This is a genomic window from Paraburkholderia sp. RAU2J, assembly GCF_003634845.1.
In the GTDB taxonomy this organism is placed as follows: Bacteria; Pseudomonadota; Gammaproteobacteria; order Burkholderiales; family Burkholderiaceae; genus Paraburkholderia; species Paraburkholderia fynbosensis.
Genome location: NZ_RBXG01000002.1, coordinates 1,138,672 through 1,158,035, shown reverse-complemented (window position 1 = coordinate 1,158,035; position 19,364 = coordinate 1,138,672). Strand labels below are relative to the sequence as shown.

Here is a 19,364-nt window from a genome sequence, read left to right as displayed (position 1 = left end):
TCAGTGCTGACTGGCAGTGATCGAACTTGAACGAGCCGCGCGAATGGGCCTTGGTGTACGGCGCAGCGGCAGCTTTTCGAGCGTGACCCGCAGCAAGATGGGCGACAGTCGCCTGGCGAGCATGCCGTCAATGAAAATAACGCACGCCTCTAAACGCTCTCCAGCCGGATGCGGCTGCCGATCTCAGCACAATGACGGCTACCGGCCGATGCGTAAATCGGCCTTTGGTCTTATACGTGCGAGCGTCGCGCCATATGACGATACAAGGCCTCGATCTCGTCGATTTTTAACCATGGCGCGCTCGAAGCCGCATTCGAACGGCCCTTTCGCGCGCTCGCTTTCCGTCACCCGGTCCGGCTCGGGCAAACCGTTTCGGGCTATGTGCTGATCAACCTCAGGAGGGCGCGGAGCGTGCAGTTGGACCTGGTGTCGAGCGAACGGGCGCGACACGATTCACTAGCGCAATCACCTGTGACTCCGACTGGGCCCGATGCGCTATCACGACAAACCCGTGTGGGCCGGCCAGATCAGCCGGGATATCGGCGTGTGTCTCACGTTTCATTCGCCGACGTTCACCACACACAAGATCGACCCGGCCGTCGACGAGGCGCGCAGCGCGTTGACGGAAAACATGGCCTGTTCGCAGAACCTCAAGAAGATCGGCTTCGTCAAAGGCGTGGGCATCGCGCCGCAAAGCACACCGAGCGAGGACCTCACCACCGATCCGTACTTCACCGACGGCTATCGCCAGGTACTGATCTTCGTACCAGCAGCCGACTTCACTGTCGGGAATCGAGTTCCTGCCGTGGGAGTCCGCCGCGAAACTCAACACGCTGCCGCCGGGAGCGAACCGATATCAGGTCATGCCCCGGCAGCGTTGCTCCAACCGGACAAAATGCCGGGAACCTGGCTTGAACGCATTGCTGGAGGGCATCCCTGTTACCGATCATCCATCCCCATTCAACAGGTGCTTCTTCAGCCAGGGGCGCCGGGTCGCGAATGTCGTTTGCCCGTTGACCTTTGTCCTTCCATCACACGGCCCCTTAAACCCGACAGCCAGCCGACTGGAAATGCGCTAAATAAAAACCGCAAATTGCCGATAACATGTCCAGCCGCATTCCTCCCGGCGGTTGGACCCAACATGCAGAGTTCATACAATTTTTGGCTCGTGGCCATTTCGTTCGTGGTCGCGACGCTGGCGTCGTACACAGCGCTCGATCTGACCGGCCGCATTTTCCTGCTGGCGTCGGCGCGGCTGCGGCACGCCTGGCGCGCGGGCGGCGCGGCGGCGCTCGGCGTCGGCATCTGGTCGATGCACTTCATCGCGATGCTCGCCTTTTCGCTGCCGATCCGGCTCGGCTACGACGCCGTGACCACCGCCTTGTCGCTCGGGCTGGCGATCGGCGCGTCGTACCTCGCGCTGTGCATGACGACCCAGGTGCGGCTGACGCCACGCCGCCTGCTGGCGGGCGGCGTGCTGATGGGACTGGGCATCGCCGGCATGCATTACACCGGCATGGCGGCGCTGCAGATGACGCCCGGCATCCGTTATCAGCCGGCATGGTTGGCGGGGTCGCTGGTGATCGCGATCGGCGCATCGAGCGCTGCGCTGTGGATGGCGCGTGTACTCAGTAAAGACGAACAACGCCACGTCGTGCGCAAACGTTTCGCCGCGGCGCTGGTGATGGGCGTCGCGATCAGCGGCATGCACTACGCGGGCATGGCCGCCGCCGGTTTTGCGCCGGGCGCCGTGTGCGGCGCAGCCAAAGGCGTGGACGCCGCCTGGCTCGCCACCTCGGTGATCCTGTTCACGTTCGCAATCCTGATCGTCACGCTGATGCTGTCGCGTTCCGGCGCGCGCGCCACCTTCCTCATCAGCGCGGTGTCGAGACTGAACGGGCAAATCGTGCGTCTCGCCACGCTCGACACCCTGACCGGCCTGCCGAACCGCAGCACGCTGACCGAGCGCATCGAACGCGCGCTGATCAACGCGCGCCGGCAGCGCTCGCTGTTCGCGATCCTCTTCATGGATCTGGACGGCTTCAAGACCATCAACGACTCGCTCGGCCACTCGGCCGGCGACGCCGTGCTGTCGGCGTTCGCGCAGCGCCTGCAGCAATGCGTACGCGCGAACGACACCGTCGCGCGTCTCGGCGGCGACGAATTCGTCGTGCTGGCGGAAAACCTCGGCTCGCGTGAAGACGCGAGCGCGCTGGCCGAAGGCGTGCTCGAACGGATGCGCCGCGGCACGTGGACAGATTCGCAGCCGCTGCAGGTGATGCCGAGCATCGGCATCGCGCTCCATCCGCACGACGGCGATTCCGTCGAAACGCTGCTGAAGCATGCGGACGCGGCCATGTACGAAGCCAAGCGCGCGGGCCGCAGCACCTATCGCTTCTTCGAGCGGAGTATGAACGAGGCGGCCGTGCGCACGCTGCAGATTCAGAACGCGCTGCACGACGGACTCGCCGCCGGCCATTTCTCGGTGCATTTCCAGCCGAAGTTTTACGGCGGCGGCGACTCGCTCGCGGGCGCCGAGGCGCTGATCCGGCTACATCATCCGCAGCTTGGCGAACTGGCGCCGCTCGAATTCATCCCGGTCGCCGAGCGCTCGGGCCAGATCGTGGAGATCGGCTACTGGGTCGCGCGCGAGACCTGCCGGCGGATTCGCGGCTGGATCGACCAGGGCCTGCCGCCGATGAAAGTCGCGATCAATCTTTCGCCGCGCCAGCTCCTGCAGCCGAATCTGGTCACGACCATGCTCGAGATCGTCAAGGCCGAAGGCATCGCGTGCGAGCAGATCATGTTCGAGATCACCGAAACCGTGGCGATGCAGGACGCGCCGCGCACGATCGAGATGATCCGCGCGTTTCAGGCGAGCGGCTTCGAGATCGCGATCGACGATTTCGGCACCGGCTATTCGAGCCTCGCCTATCTGCAACGCTTTCGCGTGAAGCAACTGAAGATCGACCGCTTCTTCACCAATGGACTCGACGAACACGGCCCGGAAGGCAGCGCGATCGTCTCGGCGATCATCGCGCTCGCGCACTCGCTGGAAATGGACGTGGTGGCCGAAGGCGTCGAGACCGAGTCGCAACTCGACATGCTCAGGTCGATGATGTGCGACGAGATGCAGGGCTTTCTGCTCGGCAAACCCGTCAGCGCCGACGACTTCGGCGAACTGCTCAGAGGCAGGATGCTGGCGGCGTAAGCATGCTGGTTTTTGAACCGACAGCGCCCTTGTAGCCAGCGCCATGCCCGCTGTCGACCGCGCTACGGCCAGCCGCGAAGTTCGCTGGCGGCGAACAGATCATCGATAACAAGCGGATTCGATGCTGAGATTTCATGAAATTTGACGTAGCGACGTTCACATCGTTGTGGCTGATTACGTTCCTATGCTGCGCCCTCGTGACGAGCGCGTTGTCGCGCATGTTCACGCAGGCCGCCGCGCTGCGCTTCTGGGCAACCAGCTTCTATCTGCTAGCCGCGTCGCTGGCGTGCTTCGCGTTGCAGCGCACGTGGCTACGATCTGTTGCTGCTCGCCACCGCGACGCTCGCACTGCAAAGCCGCATCCCGCTCTGGGCGGGCACCCGCGAACTGTTCGGCGCGCGACGGGCTCGCCTAGCCGCGTTCCCTGCGCTCGTCGTCCACGAACTCGTTCAGCGAGACCAGAAGCGCCGGCGCCTGCACTGCCTGCGCGGCTTCCCGCTTGGTGAGCTTGCCGTCGACCGACGCGCCGCAATCCATCCGCAGTTGCTGGTAGTAGATGTTGCCGGTCACGTGCGCATTGCCCTGCAACTCGACGAAGTGATCCGCAATCAGATCGCCGACGATCCTCCCATTGACCACCACGTCGTAGCCGTGCACGTTGCCCTCGATCGAGCCACGCTCGCTGAGCACGAGCAGCGTCTGCGCGCCGGGCGTGCCGCTGACGTTGCCTCTCACGTGGCCGTCCATGCGCAGGCCGTCGCTGAACTGCAGGTCGCCGGTGATCTGCACGTCGTGGGCGATCAGGGTGGCGAGCTTGGTCTGTTCGATGCCCGCGCTTTTTTTCTTGCTGAACATAACCGCTTCCTCGAAATAAAAATGTTCGCCGCGTGATGCTGTCCGTACGGCGGGGGTGGGTGTGCGCTGTCCGCCCCCTCACCGCCTTGACGCTGCCTGCGTCTTGCCCTGCCCCCGCAGAAACTGCAACTCGACATTGAGCCGCGCGACCTCGGCGGCGGCGCTGTCGGCCGACTTCTGCACCGCCGCGCGAGCCGCCGACTCCTGCGCCAGCGCGAGCCGCGCGCGGGCCAGTTCGGTCTGCTGTTGCCCCTCGTCGACGGGTTCGGGCGCGCACCGGCCCGGCGGCATGCCGGCGCGCTGCGCGTTCCAGCCGGCCAGCGCCGCCGCGCCGAGCGCCGCGCTGAACGCACACGCCCCAGCCCACATGGCCACGCGCCGAGCCAGCGATCGCGCCGGCCGCAGCGTGTAGGTGCGCCCGCTCAGTGCGCCCGCGACGCGGTCAAGCCGCCGGCCGCTCCAACGTTCAGCCATGAGGCGGCGGCGCGAACAGCGCGAGGTAGTCGACCGGATTGACCGGCACGCCGTTGACCAGCACTTCGAAATGCAGATGCGGGCCGGTTGAGCGTCCGGTCGAGCCGACGTCGGCAATGTGCTGACGCGGCAGCACCAAGTCGCCCACATGCGCGACGATCCGCGACGCGTGCGCGTAACGCGTCATGAGTCCGTTGCCGTGATCGATCTCGACCGCGTTGCCATAGCCCGCTTTCTCGCCGGCGAATACCACGCGGCCGCCCGCCGCCGCCATGATCGGCGTGCCGGTTTTAGCGACCAGATCGATGCCCGGATGAAAACTCAAACGATGCGTGAACGGATCGCTGCGGTTGCCGAACGGCGAACCGAAGCGCGCGCCGTCGGCGGGCATGCGCCCCGGGAAAGCGGCGTAGGCGAGTTCGTGATCGGCCGTTTGCTGTTCGAGCGCCGACAGCGTCCCGGCGATGCAATCCAACTGCCGGCGCGTGCGTTCGGCGTCGGCAGATCCGTGCCCAGGCGGCACGTTTTCGCCGCAGGACCGTGGCGGCAGCGCGGGGCCGCCCTCGCCGTCGGTGGCGGACAACTCCGCGTCGGACGCCGGCGCCAACGGAACGGGCGTAGCCAATGCGCGCGGCGCCGGCCGTGGCGTATTCAGGCGGGCTTCGAAATCGCGCAAGGCGCCGACCTGGGTGGTCAGCCGCGCCATACGCGGCTCGATCTGCGCAACTGAAGCGCTGAGCTTGCCGAGCTGATCGATCGCGTAGTCGTGCTCGACGCGGTTGGCAGCCTGAGCGCCGGACGCGCCATGCGCATCCCAGTGCATGCCAATTGCGACGCCCGCGGCGAGCGCCAATGCGGCCGAGCCGCAAGCCGCCCCCGCCGCGAGCGAAAAAGCCGTGCGGCGCGTGACGAAGCGGACCGAGCCGCTGGAAAGCTGACTGCCGGCGCTGAATACGGAAGCCATCACGGACTCCCCGCGCACGAAACGCAAGCGGCACGAAACCGCGCACGCGGGTCGCGGCGCATGCCGGTGGACATCGGCGCGTCACACGCGCCCGACACGCGGCACGTGAAGACACGGGACAGGACATTGGCACACAGGAATGACTGCATTCGGCATGGGCCGGACACAGGCCGGCGGCGATAAAGGATCAGAAGGGCGTCGATTATCGCCTGGCTACACCAGGCTTTATCTCAAATATGGAGCGGTGATTAGAGATGCCAAACACGGCGTATAAGCCGTGTTTGGATGCGTCGTGATGACCGTCCTTTTGTCCGTGCTTCGCGACGATCCGATCAGGTCGATCGTTCGGCATCCTGTTCAAATACACCTGGTCCGTCGAGCGCTTCGAGCCGCGCGGCGAGCGCATCGCTCGCGCGCGTCATCGGCATGCGCAGTTCGTTACGGATCAGCCCGTGCGCGGCGAGCAGCGCCTTCACCGGCGCCGGATTCGGTTCGGCGAACGCCGCCTGAATCAGCGGCACCAGTTCGTGAAAAATGCGCCGGCCTTCATCGAGCCGGCCTGCCGTCAGCGCGCGATAGAGCGCGACGAAGCGCTCCGGCCGCAGATGCGCGGACGCCGCGATCGCGCCGCTGCCACCCAGACACACGGTGTTGAAGATCGCCACGTCCTCGCCGGCGAGCACCTGCAGGCGGCCGTCGCGAATCAGCGCGAGCGTGGTGTCGAGCGAGCCGGCGCAATCCTTCACAGCCTGGATCCGCGGATGCGCGGCGAGCGTCAGCAGCGTGTCGAGTTCGAGCCGCACGCCGGTCCGGTACGGAATGTCGTACAACACGACCGGCTTGTCGCTCGCATCGGCGAGTGCGGTGAAATGATCGACGATGCCCGCTTGCGACGGCCGTATGTAATACGGCGCGGCGATCAGCGCGCCGGCGATCGGCAGCGTGTTGAGTCGTTCGATGCGCTCGCGCATGCTCGCCGTGTGATTGCCCGATACGCCGACCACCACCGGCAGCGCCCGCGCGCCGTTCGCGCCGTTCGCGCCACGAGCCGCGGCTTGCGCGGCGTCGAGAATCGTTGCGAGCACGGCGTCCTGCTCGGCGGCATCGAGCGCGGCAGGCTCGCCGGTCGTGCCGAGCGCGACCAGCCCGGCGACGCCCGCATCGGCATAGCGGCGCACCAGCGCGCGTAACGCGGCGTGATCGACGGCGCCGTCGGCGAACGGCGTAATGAGCGGAATCCAGATACCCGAAAAATCAGACATGTTTCTACCTCGATGACGCGACCGTATCGATTCCGTTCAGCGGTGCGAGAGAAACATTCAGGACAGGCCGCAGGCGGGCGGTGACCGGCTGTTCCGTCGCACATCTGACGACGGAACAGCGTGCTCCGGTCAGATGAGCGGCTGTTTTTTGGCTTTGGCGCCGACGTTCGGGCGGTTCGCGCTGCTGCGAACGCGCCACCCGGCTGCGAGCATCCCCGCGACGCTCGTGGAAGCGTCGTGTGCGAGGGTCGACAGGCGGAGTCGGAACGTGGGGCTGGAGTGCATGAGCCGCAGTGTAACCGGCTCCGGCGCCGTCTGGCAAAGCCGTCTCGAAAAGGCGCTTGACTTCTCTCACAGGCCAACTAATATACGCACCGCGTACATTCACCGCCGATTCCCCCTTCCCCCGACAGGTGCCTCCATGAGCGTCCCGCAACAAGCCTTCCTACGCGATGCGATGCGTCGCATGAACATGACGCGCGACACGTTCGCGAGCCGCATCGGCGTGTCGCGCCGGGCGCTCGACACGTGGCTTCTGCCGGACGATTCGCAGGAATCGCGGGCCATGCCGGAGATCGTCGAGCGCTTCGTATCGGAGATCGTGGTGCATGGCGACCCCGGCGAGAAATATACGCAGAGCGTAGATTCGCAATCGCTCGCCAGCCAGATGCTGTTCGAAGGCCGGCCACAGCTGTTGTCGGTCGATCAGTTCTCGCGCGACTCGGTGGAGGCGCTGTTCCGGGTGGCCGACATCATGCAGCCCATCGCGCGGCGCCGCAAAATCTCCCGCGTGCTCGAAGGCGCGGTGCTCGGCAATCTGTTCTTCGAGGCCAGCACGCGCACCCGCGTGAGCTTCGGCGCGGCCTTCTGCCGGCTGGGCGGCTCGGTGTGCGACACCACCGGCTTCACGTTTTCGTCGATGGCCAAGGGCGAGTCGATCTACGACACGAGCCGCGTGATGAGCGGCTACGTGGACGCCCTGGTGATCCGCCATCCGGAGCAAGGCTCGGTGGCCGAATTCGCGCGCGCGACCAACGTGCCGGTGATCAACGGCGGCGACGGCCCCGGCGAGCATCCGAGCCAGGCGCTGCTCGATCTCTACACAATCCAGCGGGAGTTTTCGCGTCTGGGGAAAATCGTCGATGGCGCGCATATCGCGCTGGTCGGCGACCTGAAGTACGGGCGCACCGTGCATTCGCTGGTGAAGCTGCTGGCGCTGTACCGCGGCATCAAATTCACGCTGATCTCGCCGCCGATGCTCGAAATGCCCGGCTACATCACCGAGCAGATTTCCCGCAACGGCCACGTGATCGAGCAGACTCACGACCTCGCCAACGGCTTGCGCGGCGCCGACGTGGTGTACGCGACGCGCATCCAGAAAGAGCGCTTCACCGACGAATCGTTCGAAGGCTACACCCCCGATTTCCAGATCAATCAGGCGCTGGTGGACAGCGTATGCGGCGCCGACACGCTGATCATGCACCCGCTGCCGCGCGACAGCCGGCCCGGCGCGAACGACCTGAGCGTGGACCTGAATCACGACGCGCGGCTGGCGATTTTCCGGCAGACCGACAACGGCATTCCGGTGCGGATGGCGATTTTCGCGGTGCTGCTGGGCGTCGAAAAGCTGGTTCAGCATTCGATGCGCGACGCCGCGTGGCGCCCGCCCGCGTATCTCGGCCCGGATGACGCGGTGTTTCACGGCATCGATTGAACGGCGCAGTGCGGTATTCGAATTCGCGCGTTCAGCTTGCGGCGCTGGTGAGGTGGCCAGCCGCGGTGCTGGCCATGCGCGCGTGCCTGAACGCGCTGGCGAAGAACAACACCTGATACTGCACCGCGTTCGACCAGTACGTCCACGTGTGGCCGCCGGGCCGCTCGGCGTAGTCATGCGGCACGCCGAGTTCGACGAGCCGCTCGTGCAGCATGCGATTCGACTGCACGAGCGAATCGTTCACGCCGCAGTCGATCGTCAACGCGATATGCGCGTCGTCGAAACTGCGCGCATTCTCGACGATCGCCTCGCTGTTCCAGAAGCCCGCGTCACGGGCCGGGTCGCCGAATACCTGCTCGATGCCGGGCTCGTCCTCGGAGCCGCGCGGGTCCACCGCGCCGCTGATGCTGCCCGCCGCGCCGAATTCATCCGGCCGCCCCAGCGCGATATGCAGCGCGCCGAATCCGCCCATGCTCAGGCCGGTAATCGCGCGCGCCTCTTTCGTTGCAAGCGTGCGGAAGTGCGCGTCGACGTAAGCCACCACTTCCGTGCCCACATAAGTCTCATAACGGCTGCGCGGGTTGACCGGACTGTCGATGTACCAGCTTTCATGACCGCCGTCGGGCATGACGAGAATCACGTGATAGCGGTCGGCCAGCTTGCCGATGGGCGAATTCGTGGCCCAGTCGGTGTAGTCGCCGCCCGAGCCGTGCAACAGATAGATGACGGGAAAGCGATTGGCCGTATTGCCTTGCGCATATTGATCGGGCAGCACCACCGTCGCCTCGAACGATTCGTGCATCGCCGCGCTGGGAATGGTGACGACCCGCGACTCATAAGCCCATGCGGGCGCCGTGACGAGCAGCGTCAGAATGAGCCAGAACGCACGAACTGGATTCACGGTGTCGCTCTCCCTGTCTAGGTGTCCGAAGAACACTACCCGGCATGCGGCGGCCTGCTTGCGTCGACGACTCTAGCAATAGCGACTTACAACCAAATTTCAGCGAAACATACGATCCCTTCAGAGAGAAGCCCTACACGCTCACACGAAGGGAGGAGCGAACGTTCGCCCCTCCCTGCCCGGCCTATTCGACATGCGCGGCGAAGCCGACCCGCTCCGGCGCCAGATCGTCCCGCAGCGTCAGTTCAGGAATCGCATACGCGCCGCCGTTCTGCTGCCGGAACGGGATCGGCTGGGTGGTCCAGAGATCGTCGAGTCTTTTGGCCAATGCTTCGCGAACCTCCGCATAGTTCGCCTCGTCGATTCTGCTCGTGCGATAAACCACGAACGGCGGCAGCACGTCGAAACCGGGGAAATACAGAACGCCGTGCTGGATCGGAAACAGCACGTCGTCCATCGGGCCATTGATGCCACGCGCACTGTAGTGCGACTCCCAGCCGCCGGTCGTGACCACCAGCATCGCGCGCTTGCCGGCGAACTTGCCCTCCCCATAACGCTCGCCCCAGCGCGCGTCGGAGTGCTCGCCGACGCCGTACGCGAGGCCGTACGCATAGACGCGCTCCACCCAGCCCTTGAGGATGGCCGGCATCGAGAACCACCAGAGCGGAAACTGCAGGATCACCGCATCCGCCCACATCAGCTTCTCCTGTTCGCGGACGATGTCCGCGCTCTGCAAGCCGTTCTCGAACGCGTGTTTCGACTCGCGGGATGGATAGAAGCGCTCGCTGGCTTGCCGCTCGATGCTGTCGTGCGCATCGAGCGAGGCTTTCCACTGCATCGCGTACAGGTCGGAAACCTGCACGACGTGGCCGGCGTCCTGGAGCCGCTTGACCGCGAAATCCTTCAGCGACCCGTTCAACGATTTCGGTTCAGGGTGCGCATAAACAAGCAGAACTTTCATGACCGTGCTCTCTATCGTGATTGAATGACATCACGATAGGTTCCGCTCCGCTATATTGGAAATGAATTCCCTGTATATCTGGTATTGCGATGGTTAATCTCCGAACACTCGACCTCAATCTGCTCGTCACGCTCGACGTCCTGCTGTCGGAGCACAACGTGACGCGCGCGGCCGAACGCCTGAACTTCTCGCAGCCGTCGGTCAGCGTGCATCTGGCCAAATTGCGGTACGTGTTCGGCGATCCGCTGCTGCTACCCGGGCCGCGTGGCATGCGGCCCACCGCGCGCGCCGAGGCGTTGCGCGAACCGCTGCGCGAGGCGCTCGAAGCGCTAGAACGCGCGGTCGCCCCGGCGAGTCCGTTCGATCCGGCGGTGGCCACGCACACGTGGCGCGTCGCCGCGAGCGATTACGCCGAGTCGACGATCATCCTGCCGGCGCTGGCCGGCATGCGCGCGGCGGCGCCGGGCACGCGCCTCGCCGTCGTCGAAGCGGCGCCGCTGCGCATCGCGAAACAAGCCGAACGCGGCGAGATCGACCTGGCATTTCACACGAGCGAAGGCTCGCCCGAAGGATTGCGCCGGCGCGTGCTATTTGCGGAGCGTTATGTACTGGCGGGCCGCGCGGATCATCCGCGGCTCAAGCGCCGGCCGACACTCGCGCAGTTCTGTAAGCTCGACCATGTGATCGTGTCGCCGGTGGGCGGCGGCTTTGTCGGCGTCACCGACGAAGTGCTCGCGAAAGCGGGACTCACCCGCAAGGTGGCGCTGTCGGTGCCGCACTTCCTGTTCATGCTGTCGGTGCTGGCGAGCACCGACCTCGTCGGCATGCTGCCCGAGCGGCTCGCGCGCGACTGGGGCGCGGTGCGCATGGTCGAGCCGCCCGTCGACGTGCCGGGCTACGAGATGGCGATGCTCTGGCATGAGCGCTCACATCGCGACCCGGCACATCAATGGTTGCGGGAGCACATCGCCGGGTCGGTGTGACGACGCCCCGCCGTGATTCGACGCGCTCAGCCTAGCCACGCCAAAGCAATCGCACTTAGCCTTTTGCGCTGCCGATTGCGTTCAGCTGGTTGAGTACGTCACCGCTCAGGCTCAAATGCGCCGCCGCCAGGTTCTCGTGCAAATGTCCAGGCGAGGACGTACCGGGGATTAGCAGAATGTTAGGTGCCCGACGCAATAGCCACGCGAGCGCCACCTGCATCGGCGTCGCGCCGAGCGTCTGCGCGATATCCGATAGCGCCGACGACTGGATCGGCGTAAATCCGCCGAGCGGAAAGAACGGCACGTAGGCGATGCCCTTGTCGGCGAGGTCGTCGATCAAGGCGTCGTCCTCGCGATGCACGAGGTTGTAGTGGTTCTGCACGCAGACCACCTGCGCAATGCGCCGCGCCTCGTCGATTTGCGCGGCGGTCACATTGCTCAAGCCGATATGACGCACGAGCCCCCGCTGTTGAAGCCCGGCGAGCGCCGTCACCTGCTTTTCGATCGAGCCTTCGGAGGGCGCGTGCACGCTGCCCATGATGCGCATGTTGACGACTTCCAGCACGTCGAGGCCGAGGTTGCGCAGGTTGTCGTGCACGCCGCGTTCGATATCCGCCGGTTCAGGCGCCGGCAGCCACGCGCCATCGTCGCCACGCGTCGCGCCCACTTTCGTGACGATCACGAGATCGTCCGGGTACGGATGCAGCGCTTCGCGAATCAGCTGGTTGGTGATGTGCGGTCCGTAAAAGTCGCTCGTATCGATGTGGTTCACACCCGAGGCCACCGCCTCGCGCAGCACCGCGAGCGCCGCGGCGCGGTCTTTCGGCGGCCCGAACACGCCGGGGCCGGCAAGCTGCATCGCCCCATAGCCCATGCGCCGCACCGTGCGGCCGGCAAGCGAAAAGGTCTCCCTGAAACTGACATTCGACATGACACGCTCCTTGGTAAGTGGATAAGCGGCAGTATCGCCGGGATTGCGTTGTTGAATAAACGGGTCTAACGTGTACGGGTTGTTTAAAAAGATGAACAATCACGATGGAATTGAACGACCTTGCCGCCTTCGTCTCCGTCGCCCGCGCGGGCGGCTTTCGCGACGCGGCGCGCAGCGGCGGCGTGTCCGCATCGAGTCTGAGCATCGCCGTGCGGCGCCTGGAGAGCAAACTCGGGCTACGTCTGTTGAACCGCACCACGCGCAGCGTCGCGCCGACGGAGGCCGGGCTGCGTCTGATCGAAAAGCTGACGCCGCTGTTCGGCGAAATGGAAGCGGCGCTGGATGTCCTCAATGGCTTCAGGGACACGCCGACCGGCACGCTCAAACTGAACGTGCCGTCGAGCACGGCGCGCATCGTCCTGCCGAACGTCATCGCGTCCTTCCTCAAGCAGTACCCGGATATCCGCGTCGAAGTGGTGGTCGAGGACGGCTTCGTCGACGTGCTGTCGATCGGCTGCGACGCCGGCATTCGCTATGACGAGCGCCTCGAACAGGACATGGTCGCGATCCCGATCGGGCCACGCGTGCAGCGCTTCGCGACGGCCGCGGCCCCAGCCTATCTCGACGCCCACGGACGCCCCGAGCATCCGCGCGAACTACTGTCGCACGCATGCTTGCGCGGCCAATTCGCCGGCGGCGCCACACCGACCTGGTATTTCGAGCGCGATGGCGAAGTGCTGCAATTGAATCCTTCTGGACCATTGATCGTGCGGCCAGGCGCTGCGATCGACCTTGCGGTCAGTTGTGCGGCGGCAGGCGTCGGCGTGATCCATCTATTCGAAGACATGCTGCGTGCGCAACTCGACAGCGGCGCGCTGGAGCCCATTCTGGAGCCGTGGTGGCAACGCTTTTCGGGGCCCTTTCTCTACTATCCCGGCGGCCGCCACATGCCGGCGCCGTTGCGCGCGTTCGTCGATTTCGTGAAGGCGGCCAATGCCGGTGGCTCGGGGAATTGAGTCGCGCGCCCAGCATCTCAATGCGTGCGCTTGCACAGTTGCGCGACCATCGCCAGAAAGCGCTCCGCGCCGACCGGCTTGCGCACGCACACGTCCCAGTTCTTCCCATCGGCTTCGAGCGGCGGGACCGCGGTATGAACGACGATGGGTACATCGGCGAATCCCGGCAGCGCCCGCAGACGCCGGCACAATTCCGCACCGTCCATGATCGGCATCATCCAGTCGGTGATAATCAGGTCGGGAACGTGCGCTGCCGCGCGCGCCATCGCCTCGGCGCCGTTGCTCGCGCAACCCACCTCATAACCTTCACGTTCGAGAATCAGGCGCCACGCCGCAAGGATTTCCGGCTCGTCGTCCACCAACAGAATTGAGTGCATCAGGGTTCGCCGTTGATTGTCTTGCCCGTTTCTGGTGGCGCCGCAACAAATGTTCCACTCATGGAGAATGCGGTGATAATGAACGGGTTGATCGGCTTGAACGGCGCGTTTCAAATGCACGTGAGCGGAGCGCCTGCTGGTTGGGTCTCCCCATCACTGCCACAGACAGCTTGTTTCTCTCGAGTGCGGATAGGGCTTCGCGACCGATATGTGCACCGTGGTTGAGCCTTTGCACTTTGTTGAAACTTCACCCTGCGTCTCACTTATGACCGACACCCGTGTGAGCCCGCTGCGCAATTTCGCCGACTTCGTCCGCTCAGAGCGACTCCGGCTCACCGAACAATGGATGAACGCCGTCGCGAGCGACCTCGATCTCGTCGAAGCCGACAAGCTCACGTACCAGCAACTCGCCGATCATCTGCCGGAGATTCTGGAAGGACTCTGCGCGGCGCTCGATAGCGAAGATCTGGAGCGCGTCGAAACGTCGATCGAACGCAACGCGAAAAAGCACGGCAACGTGCGGTGGCGCCAGGGCTATCGGATCGAGGAACTCGTGCGCGAACTCGACCTCTTCCATCAGGTGCTCGGCGAAGCGCTCGACGCGTTCGCGCAGCAGGACAGCACCTTCACGCGCCGTCATGAAAGCCGCGCGCGGCGGCTGATCGCCGAAGCGTTCAGCATGGTGTCGTACACGTCGATCAAGGAAGTGGTCAGCGAGCGCGACCGCAAGATCGACGAGTACACCGGTCAACTCGAACGCGCGAACCACGAGTTGATCCTGAAACAGCGGCTGGTGAGCGAGCTGCACGAATCGCGCATGCAGATCACACGCAGCGTGGTGCACGACCTGCGTAATTTCCTCAATGCGTTTTCCATCGCACTGCAACTGATCGGGCGAGCGCCGTCGAAGGCCGATACCGCGTTGGCGCTTGCGAACCGGCAGACCGCCGACATGAAGCTGCTCGTCGACCAGATGGTCGAGTATGCGGTCATGCTCGGCGACGGCGCCCCGCTCGCACTCGAACAGGTTGAATTGCGCGAGCTTTATGACGAACTGGTCACGTCGACGCGTCCGTTGATCAACGCCAAAGGGCTGAGCTTGCGCGCATCGTGCGACCCGGCATTGAAGACGGTCACATCCAATCGTCTGAAGCTCAAACAGATCGCGGTCAATCTGCTGTCCAACGCGACCAAGTACACGAAGTCAGGCCAGGTCGAACTGCAGTTCGCCATGGCCGGCACAGAGCATTGGACGATACGCGTGTCCGATACCGGCGTGGGCATTTCGGCTTCGGACGCGGAGCGCGTGTTCGACGAGTTCGAGCGCGCCGCGGGCGAGGATATTCCGGGCACAGGTCTGGGTCTCTCGATCGTCAAGGAGTTGTGCCGCATTTTGAATGGGCACATCGATTTCATGTCCCGCGAGGGTGTGGGGACGACGTTCCACATCCGCTTCCCGGTAGTGCTCGAAGAAACGCAATAAGGCCTGCGCGGTGGCGACATCGCACTGCACACGTTCCGTTAAACTGCTCGCATTCAAAGCGCAGCAAGCCTGCGCCACGTCGAAACAGCCCACCACAACGCGCGAATGATCCACATCCAGACCGCCCGCTTCCCGGAACAGCTCGACGCCGTCCGGGCCATCTTTCGTGAATACGCCGAAAGTCTGGGCATCGATCTCGGCTTCCAGAATTTCGATTCCGAACTCGCCGACCTGCCCGGCAAATTCGCTGCGCCTCGCGGCCGTGTGCTGCTCGCTTATCACGAAGCGGATATCGTCGGCTGCGTCGCGGTGCGCCCGCTCGATGACACGACCTGCGAGATGAAACGTCTTTACGTCCGTCCATCGGGTCGCGGTTTGCAGGCCGGCAAGCAACTGGCGACGCGCATTTGCGCGGTAGCAAGAGAATCGGGCTATCACCGCATCCGCCTCGACACGCTGCCGACCATGCACGCGGCACTGCGGCTATATGCGTCGCTGGGTTTCGAAGCCATTCCGGCTTACGTGTTCAATCCGATCCCCGGCGCGATATTTCTGGAGTGCGATCTGACTCGCCATCGCCAGGAAGACCCGGTGGGTTAGTCGTGCCGCGCCGTGCGGCGAGCGCGGGCACACGGTGCTTTTATTGCGGCACGGGTTCGCTGCGGCTTGCCGGCAGACAGGCGCTCATCGCGCCGGCGTGCCCGCTCAGCCCCCGCACGACGATCTCAGACGATTTGCCGTCGCGCCGCGCCAGTTCGGCGAGGTCGAGCAATGCGGCGTATCGCGCGGAACAGTCTTGCGATGCTTCGGGCGGATCGTTCGCGCGAAGGCCGTGAGCGTCTGCGATGAACTCGCTCGCAGCCGCCGTCAGACCTAGCGCGACAATGAGCGCTGCGAGCAGGCCTTTGAAGACAGCCGGTGTCGATAACACTTCGGCACGCGAGCGGCGCGCCACACTCCTAGGCTGTTCATCGATCGCGTCATGACGGACTCGCATCGCCGCGCTCCTCACGCCCAATGCGCCGGCACCCAGACTCGCCCGACCCAGTGGCCCGGCACCCACACTGCCGGGCGCGGCGCCGGCGCGACGTACACGACGCGCGGCGCGACATACACGGCCGGCGGCGGCGGTGCATACACCACCGGCGGCGGCGCAACATAAGCAACTGGCGGCGCGACCACGACCGGCTTCGGCGCAATGTAGACGACCGGCGGCGGAGGCGGCGGCACGTACACCACCGGCTTCGGCGCGACCACGACCGTCGTACCGCCGGTCGCGACGACACCACTCGTCACCACCGTGCCGCTCGTCGTCACCGTGTTGCTGTGCGTGCCGGTCACGCTCGTCGACGTCGTTACGACGCCCGGCGCGACGCGCGTCGCCGTGCCGGAGTGATAGACGCTCCCGCCGTCCGAGCCCGTCACCGTGCCCGAGCGCGAGCAGGTCGACCCGGCGCAATGGGTCGATGCCGAATGATCGACCGTGTTGCCGTTCGAGCCGGTGATCGACCCCGACGACGAATATTGTCCCGGCGCGGTCTTCGTCACGTCGCCGGAGGTGGTGGCCGTTTTGCCGTCCGGGCCGGTCAGCGTGCCGGTGTGCGAACAACTGCCGCCAGCGCAACTGGTGTCGCCGGCATGCTGGACGGAGTTGCCGTAACGCCCGGTCGCCGTGCCCGAATTCGAGAACTGGCCCGGCGCATTGCGCGTCACGGTGCCGGTGTTGCTGGCAAAGCCGCCATAAGGGCCCGCGACGCCGCCAGCGTGCGAACAACTGCCGCCGCCACACGAGCCGTAGTGGGCGCCATTGTAGGTGCCGCGCGATGTGTACGCCGTGCCGTGCTGCGACCACGCGAACGCCGACGCGCTGCCAAGCGCGAGCACGGCGGCGGTGGCGCCGAGCACGAGCTTGCGCAACGCACTGCGTGAGAGTGAAGAGACTGCCGATGACGCAACACAAGCGGTGCTGACCGGAACGACGAACGAATGATTTTTCACGGTATGTCCTTGCTGGGTTCGGGCCACTTGTGTCACTGCGGTGTGGCGACAAACGGACTATAGAAGGACGAGCCGGGTAAATCAGCAACGCAGATATGTCGCCTCGTTTCACCGTGAAGGAAGCCTGCTGGGCAAGGGTTCGCGGGCGTTTTGCGGCCGTTGTGACATATCGCGACATAGAGTGTCACGGCGGACGGGCGCGGCGCCCGGAGCGTGGCCGCGCGCTCGCCGCATGCGCGATTGCGAATACAGATGCGAAATGCGAACTCAGAACGGTCCGCGGCTCGCGAGGCGCGCGTACTCGTCCTTCAGCGTACCGATGCGCCGACGATATGCGGCGAGCAGACACGCGTGATCGCGGCCACATGCCTGCCTCGACTTCAGCCATGCCTGTTGTTCGTCCTGCATGTTGCCGCGCGTGCCCATCGCGACAAGGCCGGTCAACATCTGATAGCGAACCGACATCTCGACATCCAGCTCGCTCAGTTGCCGGGAAGCGCAGATCGTCTTCTCGTCGGGCAAACGCGCCCGATTACAGTCGAAGCTCGCGGCGCAAGCGGGACCGGCAGAGAGGGCGGCCAGCATGAACAGCGCAGATTGCAGACGCCGTTTGATGCTGCGGTTACGGTTTCTCGTCATCGTCGTTCCGGAGTGGATGCGGTGAAATGAATCTGCCTGCATGGAAGCACGCATGTCAATCCGCGTGATGCGTGCATCAAGCAGCACATTTTGATTGACAAGCCCTGCGGCAAAACGGCACACTCGATTCCATGCTGACGCACCTCTCCATCGCCATTGCGATTAACCACCCGAAGCGAGCCATCACTGGCTGGCCATTGGGAGCATGTGTGCGCTAGTAGTCTGAATCTGCAAACAAGACCCCCAAGGCCCCGCCGGTAACGGAAGGGGCCTTTTGTTTTGTGGGCGCCTCCGTCAGCCGGCTCGATGACGGAGAACGAAGATGGATCAGGCAAGCCCGCAGTGCATGGACGATGACTCGAGTCTGGTGTCGTATCGACATCGGCCCGACGAGTGTCTGCCGAAAGTGGTAGTGCATTTTTCCGTGTTGCCCGGCGCGACGCTGACCTGGCGCGTCGATGCCAACAGCACGCTCGCGGTGCAAGGCGCGCGCGTCTGGCTCACACGCGTCAGTTCACCTTACGATCACTGGCTCGCGCCCGGCGACGAGTTCCGCCTGCAACGCGGCGAGCGCGTGTGGCTCAGCACGGAAGGCGAAGCTGCCGCGCGTGTGTCGTTGAGCAGCTTGCTGCCGGCCAGACGCGGGGTGATCGCGCGTTGGCTGGGAAGGCTTGCGTGGTTGAGCATCGGCACACCTACAGCGCGTTAGCGAAGCCGTTCGATGCGCAATGTAGCGATCGCGTGATGGCTGGACGGTGCACATGCGTTAGAAGAAATGTAGCGGCTCCCCCTGATGTGAGGGGGTATGTGCTTCGCCGGTATTGGTAGTCGTCAGCGCGCCACGTGCATCACGCTCACTGCCCCACCGGCGTGATCTGCACAGCCGCGGCCGATACGAATACCGCATGAATCGTATCGCCCGCCTTCACGTCTTTGAGATCGACGCCGGGACCGGCTTCGAGCGTTTGCGCCCGATATGGGCCACGCAGGGTGACGAGCCGCTTCTTGTGGTCGATCTTCTCGACGGTGGCAACCACTTCAGTCTGACGCGCCGATTCGAAACCACCGGAAGCCGGCGTGTATGTCTGCTTGTCGACGCGCTTGCGAATCCCCTTCTCCGCCCCGACGACCTTCTCGGCCTTCACGAGCAGCGCGTTTTTATAAAGCACGTCTACCCGATCGCCCACCTTCAGTTGATCGAAGGTAGCGACCTGTTGGCCTACCAGCACGAGCATTTCATTGCCGCCAGGCCCCTTCAGCGTGAGCGAGCGGCTGCCCGCATCGATGCCGACGATTTCCGCCTTCATGTGCACCGGCTGCACTGCGCCGATCACGCCTTGCGCAGCGCTCGCCATGTCGTCTTGCGCCCACGCCGGTTGCGCCGTGGCGAATGTCGCGACCATCAATGCTGTGCCAATCGTCATTGCCTTCATTTGCCCGCTCCTTGCGACAGTGTTCGATCCGGCCTGGCGGTAGTCCGAAGTACAGGACACACGCGTTCGACGCCAGACATAACCACATCTTCAGGACAACCGCTTCCAAACGATTCTACTTACCTGGTAGCACACAGCGGGCCCGCACACATCCACCGCGCA

At 64.6% G+C, this 19,364-nt stretch carries 19 protein-coding genes and 1 pseudogene; 8 read left to right on the top strand and 12 right to left on the bottom strand.

All coding sequences use genetic code 11. The features are described from left to right. Nucleotides 1-442: 442 nt before the first annotated feature. Nucleotides 443-848, top strand: a pseudogene (locus B0G69_RS42005) (LssY C-terminal domain-containing protein); the annotation flags it as partial. A 293-nt stretch (nucleotides 849-1,141) separates the two neighbouring features. Beyond that, nucleotides 1,142-3,211 (top strand): EAL domain-containing protein, encoded by a 2,070-nt coding sequence (locus tag B0G69_RS22665; protein ID WP_121321197.1) that lies wholly within the window; start codon nucleotides 1,142-1,144, stop codon nucleotides 3,209-3,211. Between the two features lie 411 nt (nucleotides 3,212-3,622). Here B0G69_RS22665 and B0G69_RS22655 read toward each other — a convergent pair whose 3' ends face one another. From B0G69_RS22655 to dapA, 4 genes are all read right to left on the bottom strand, one after another. Next, a complete protein-coding gene (locus B0G69_RS22655; RefSeq protein WP_121321195.1) occupies nucleotides 3,623-4,066 on the bottom strand; it encodes a polymer-forming cytoskeletal protein in 444 nt (147 codons plus the stop codon). Between the two features lie 78 nt (nucleotides 4,067-4,144). Continuing rightward, complete coding sequence (locus B0G69_RS22650) at nucleotides 4,145-4,441, bottom strand: hypothetical protein (protein ID WP_347232508.1); 297 nt, start codon at nucleotides 4,439-4,441, stop codon at nucleotides 4,145-4,147. Between the two features lie 91 nt (nucleotides 4,442-4,532). After that, a complete protein-coding gene (locus tag B0G69_RS22645) occupies nucleotides 4,533-5,504 on the bottom strand; it encodes a M23 family metallopeptidase (RefSeq protein WP_121321191.1) in 972 nt (323 codons plus the stop codon). 332 nt (nucleotides 5,505-5,836) lie between these two features. Further along, a complete protein-coding gene (gene dapA / locus B0G69_RS22640; RefSeq protein WP_121321189.1) occupies nucleotides 5,837-6,766 on the bottom strand; it encodes a 4-hydroxy-tetrahydrodipicolinate synthase in 930 nt (309 codons plus the stop codon). A gap of 421 nt (nucleotides 6,767-7,187) precedes the next feature. Between dapA and B0G69_RS22635 the strand changes: the two genes are divergently transcribed. Further along, nucleotides 7,188-8,480 carry an aspartate carbamoyltransferase gene (locus tag B0G69_RS22635; protein ID WP_121321187.1) on the top strand — a complete coding sequence of 431 codons (1,293 nt, stop codon included), beginning with the start codon at nucleotides 7,188-7,190 and terminating at the stop codon, nucleotides 8,478-8,480. Nucleotides 8,481-8,511: 31 nt separating this feature from the next. On the opposite strand, the gene B0G69_RS22630 is transcribed toward B0G69_RS22635, so the two are convergent. Together B0G69_RS22630 and B0G69_RS22625 are read right to left on the bottom strand one after the other, a co-directional pair. Continuing rightward, on the bottom strand, nucleotides 8,512-9,381 hold the full coding sequence (locus tag B0G69_RS22630) for an alpha/beta hydrolase family protein (RefSeq protein WP_121321185.1): 870 nt from the start codon (nucleotides 9,379-9,381) through the stop codon (nucleotides 8,512-8,514). Nucleotides 9,382-9,565: 184 nt separating this feature from the next. Then, a complete protein-coding gene (locus B0G69_RS22625) occupies nucleotides 9,566-10,342 on the bottom strand; it encodes an NAD(P)H-dependent oxidoreductase (protein ID WP_121321183.1) in 777 nt (258 codons plus the stop codon). A gap of 74 nt (nucleotides 10,343-10,416) precedes the next feature. On the opposite strand from B0G69_RS22625, the gene B0G69_RS22620 reads away from it, so the two are divergent. Continuing rightward, nucleotides 10,417-11,325 carry a LysR family transcriptional regulator gene (locus tag B0G69_RS22620; protein ID WP_121321181.1) on the top strand — a complete coding sequence of 303 codons (909 nt, stop codon included), beginning with the start codon at nucleotides 10,417-10,419 and terminating at the stop codon, nucleotides 11,323-11,325. 55 nt (nucleotides 11,326-11,380) lie between these two features. Here B0G69_RS22620 and B0G69_RS22615 read toward each other — a convergent pair whose 3' ends face one another. Next, nucleotides 11,381-12,256, bottom strand: a complete 876-nt coding sequence (locus tag B0G69_RS22615; protein ID WP_121321179.1) for an aldo/keto reductase family oxidoreductase — start codon at nucleotides 12,254-12,256, stop codon at nucleotides 11,381-11,383. Between the two features lie 104 nt (nucleotides 12,257-12,360). Here B0G69_RS22615 and B0G69_RS22610 point away from each other — a divergent pair, with 104 nt between their 5' ends. Continuing rightward, entirely contained in the window at nucleotides 12,361-13,272 is a 912-nt protein-coding gene (locus B0G69_RS22610; protein ID WP_121321177.1) for a LysR family transcriptional regulator, read from the top strand. 17 nt (nucleotides 13,273-13,289) lie between these two features. Here B0G69_RS22610 and B0G69_RS22605 read toward each other — a convergent pair whose 3' ends face one another. Next, nucleotides 13,290-13,649, bottom strand: coding sequence for a response regulator (locus B0G69_RS22605; protein ID WP_241991437.1), 360 nt, complete (start codon nucleotides 13,647-13,649; stop codon nucleotides 13,290-13,292). A 265-nt stretch (nucleotides 13,650-13,914) separates the two neighbouring features. On the opposite strand from B0G69_RS22605, the gene B0G69_RS22600 reads away from it, so the two are divergent. Continuing rightward, complete coding sequence (locus B0G69_RS22600) at nucleotides 13,915-15,132, top strand: sensor histidine kinase (protein WP_121321175.1); 1,218 nt, start codon at nucleotides 13,915-13,917, stop codon at nucleotides 15,130-15,132. Between the two features lie 105 nt (nucleotides 15,133-15,237). Continuing rightward, nucleotides 15,238-15,732 carry a GNAT family N-acetyltransferase gene (locus tag B0G69_RS22595; protein WP_121321173.1) on the top strand — a complete coding sequence of 165 codons (495 nt, stop codon included), beginning with the start codon at nucleotides 15,238-15,240 and terminating at the stop codon, nucleotides 15,730-15,732. 40 nt (nucleotides 15,733-15,772) lie between these two features. On the opposite strand, the gene B0G69_RS22590 is transcribed toward B0G69_RS22595, so the two are convergent. The 3 genes from B0G69_RS22590 to B0G69_RS22580 all read right to left on the bottom strand — a co-directional run bounded on the left by B0G69_RS22590 (nucleotide 15,773) and on the right by B0G69_RS22580 (nucleotide 17,769). Further along, entirely contained in the window at nucleotides 15,773-16,129 is a 357-nt protein-coding gene (locus B0G69_RS22590; RefSeq protein WP_121321171.1) for a hypothetical protein, read from the bottom strand. An 11-nt stretch (nucleotides 16,130-16,140) separates the two neighbouring features. Further along, on the bottom strand, nucleotides 16,141-17,130 hold the full coding sequence (locus tag B0G69_RS22585; protein ID WP_121321169.1) for a hypothetical protein: 990 nt from the start codon (nucleotides 17,128-17,130) through the stop codon (nucleotides 16,141-16,143). Nucleotides 17,131-17,397: 267 nt separating this feature from the next. After that, the gene (locus B0G69_RS22580; protein WP_121323827.1) at nucleotides 17,398-17,769 is read right to left on the bottom strand and encodes a lysozyme inhibitor LprI family protein; all 372 of its coding nucleotides are present in this window, start codon (nucleotides 17,767-17,769) and stop codon (nucleotides 17,398-17,400) included. Between the two features lie 322 nt (nucleotides 17,770-18,091). On the opposite strand from B0G69_RS22580, the gene B0G69_RS22575 reads away from it, so the two are divergent. Further along, on the top strand, nucleotides 18,092-18,478 hold the full coding sequence (locus B0G69_RS22575; protein WP_121321166.1) for a DUF2917 domain-containing protein: 387 nt from the start codon (nucleotides 18,092-18,094) through the stop codon (nucleotides 18,476-18,478). Between the two features lie 145 nt (nucleotides 18,479-18,623). Here B0G69_RS22575 and B0G69_RS22570 read toward each other — a convergent pair whose 3' ends face one another. Continuing rightward, nucleotides 18,624-19,202 carry a hypothetical protein gene (locus B0G69_RS22570; RefSeq protein ID WP_121321164.1) on the bottom strand — a complete coding sequence of 193 codons (579 nt, stop codon included), beginning with the start codon at nucleotides 19,200-19,202 and terminating at the stop codon, nucleotides 18,624-18,626. Between the last annotated feature and the right edge of the window lie 162 nt (nucleotides 19,203-19,364).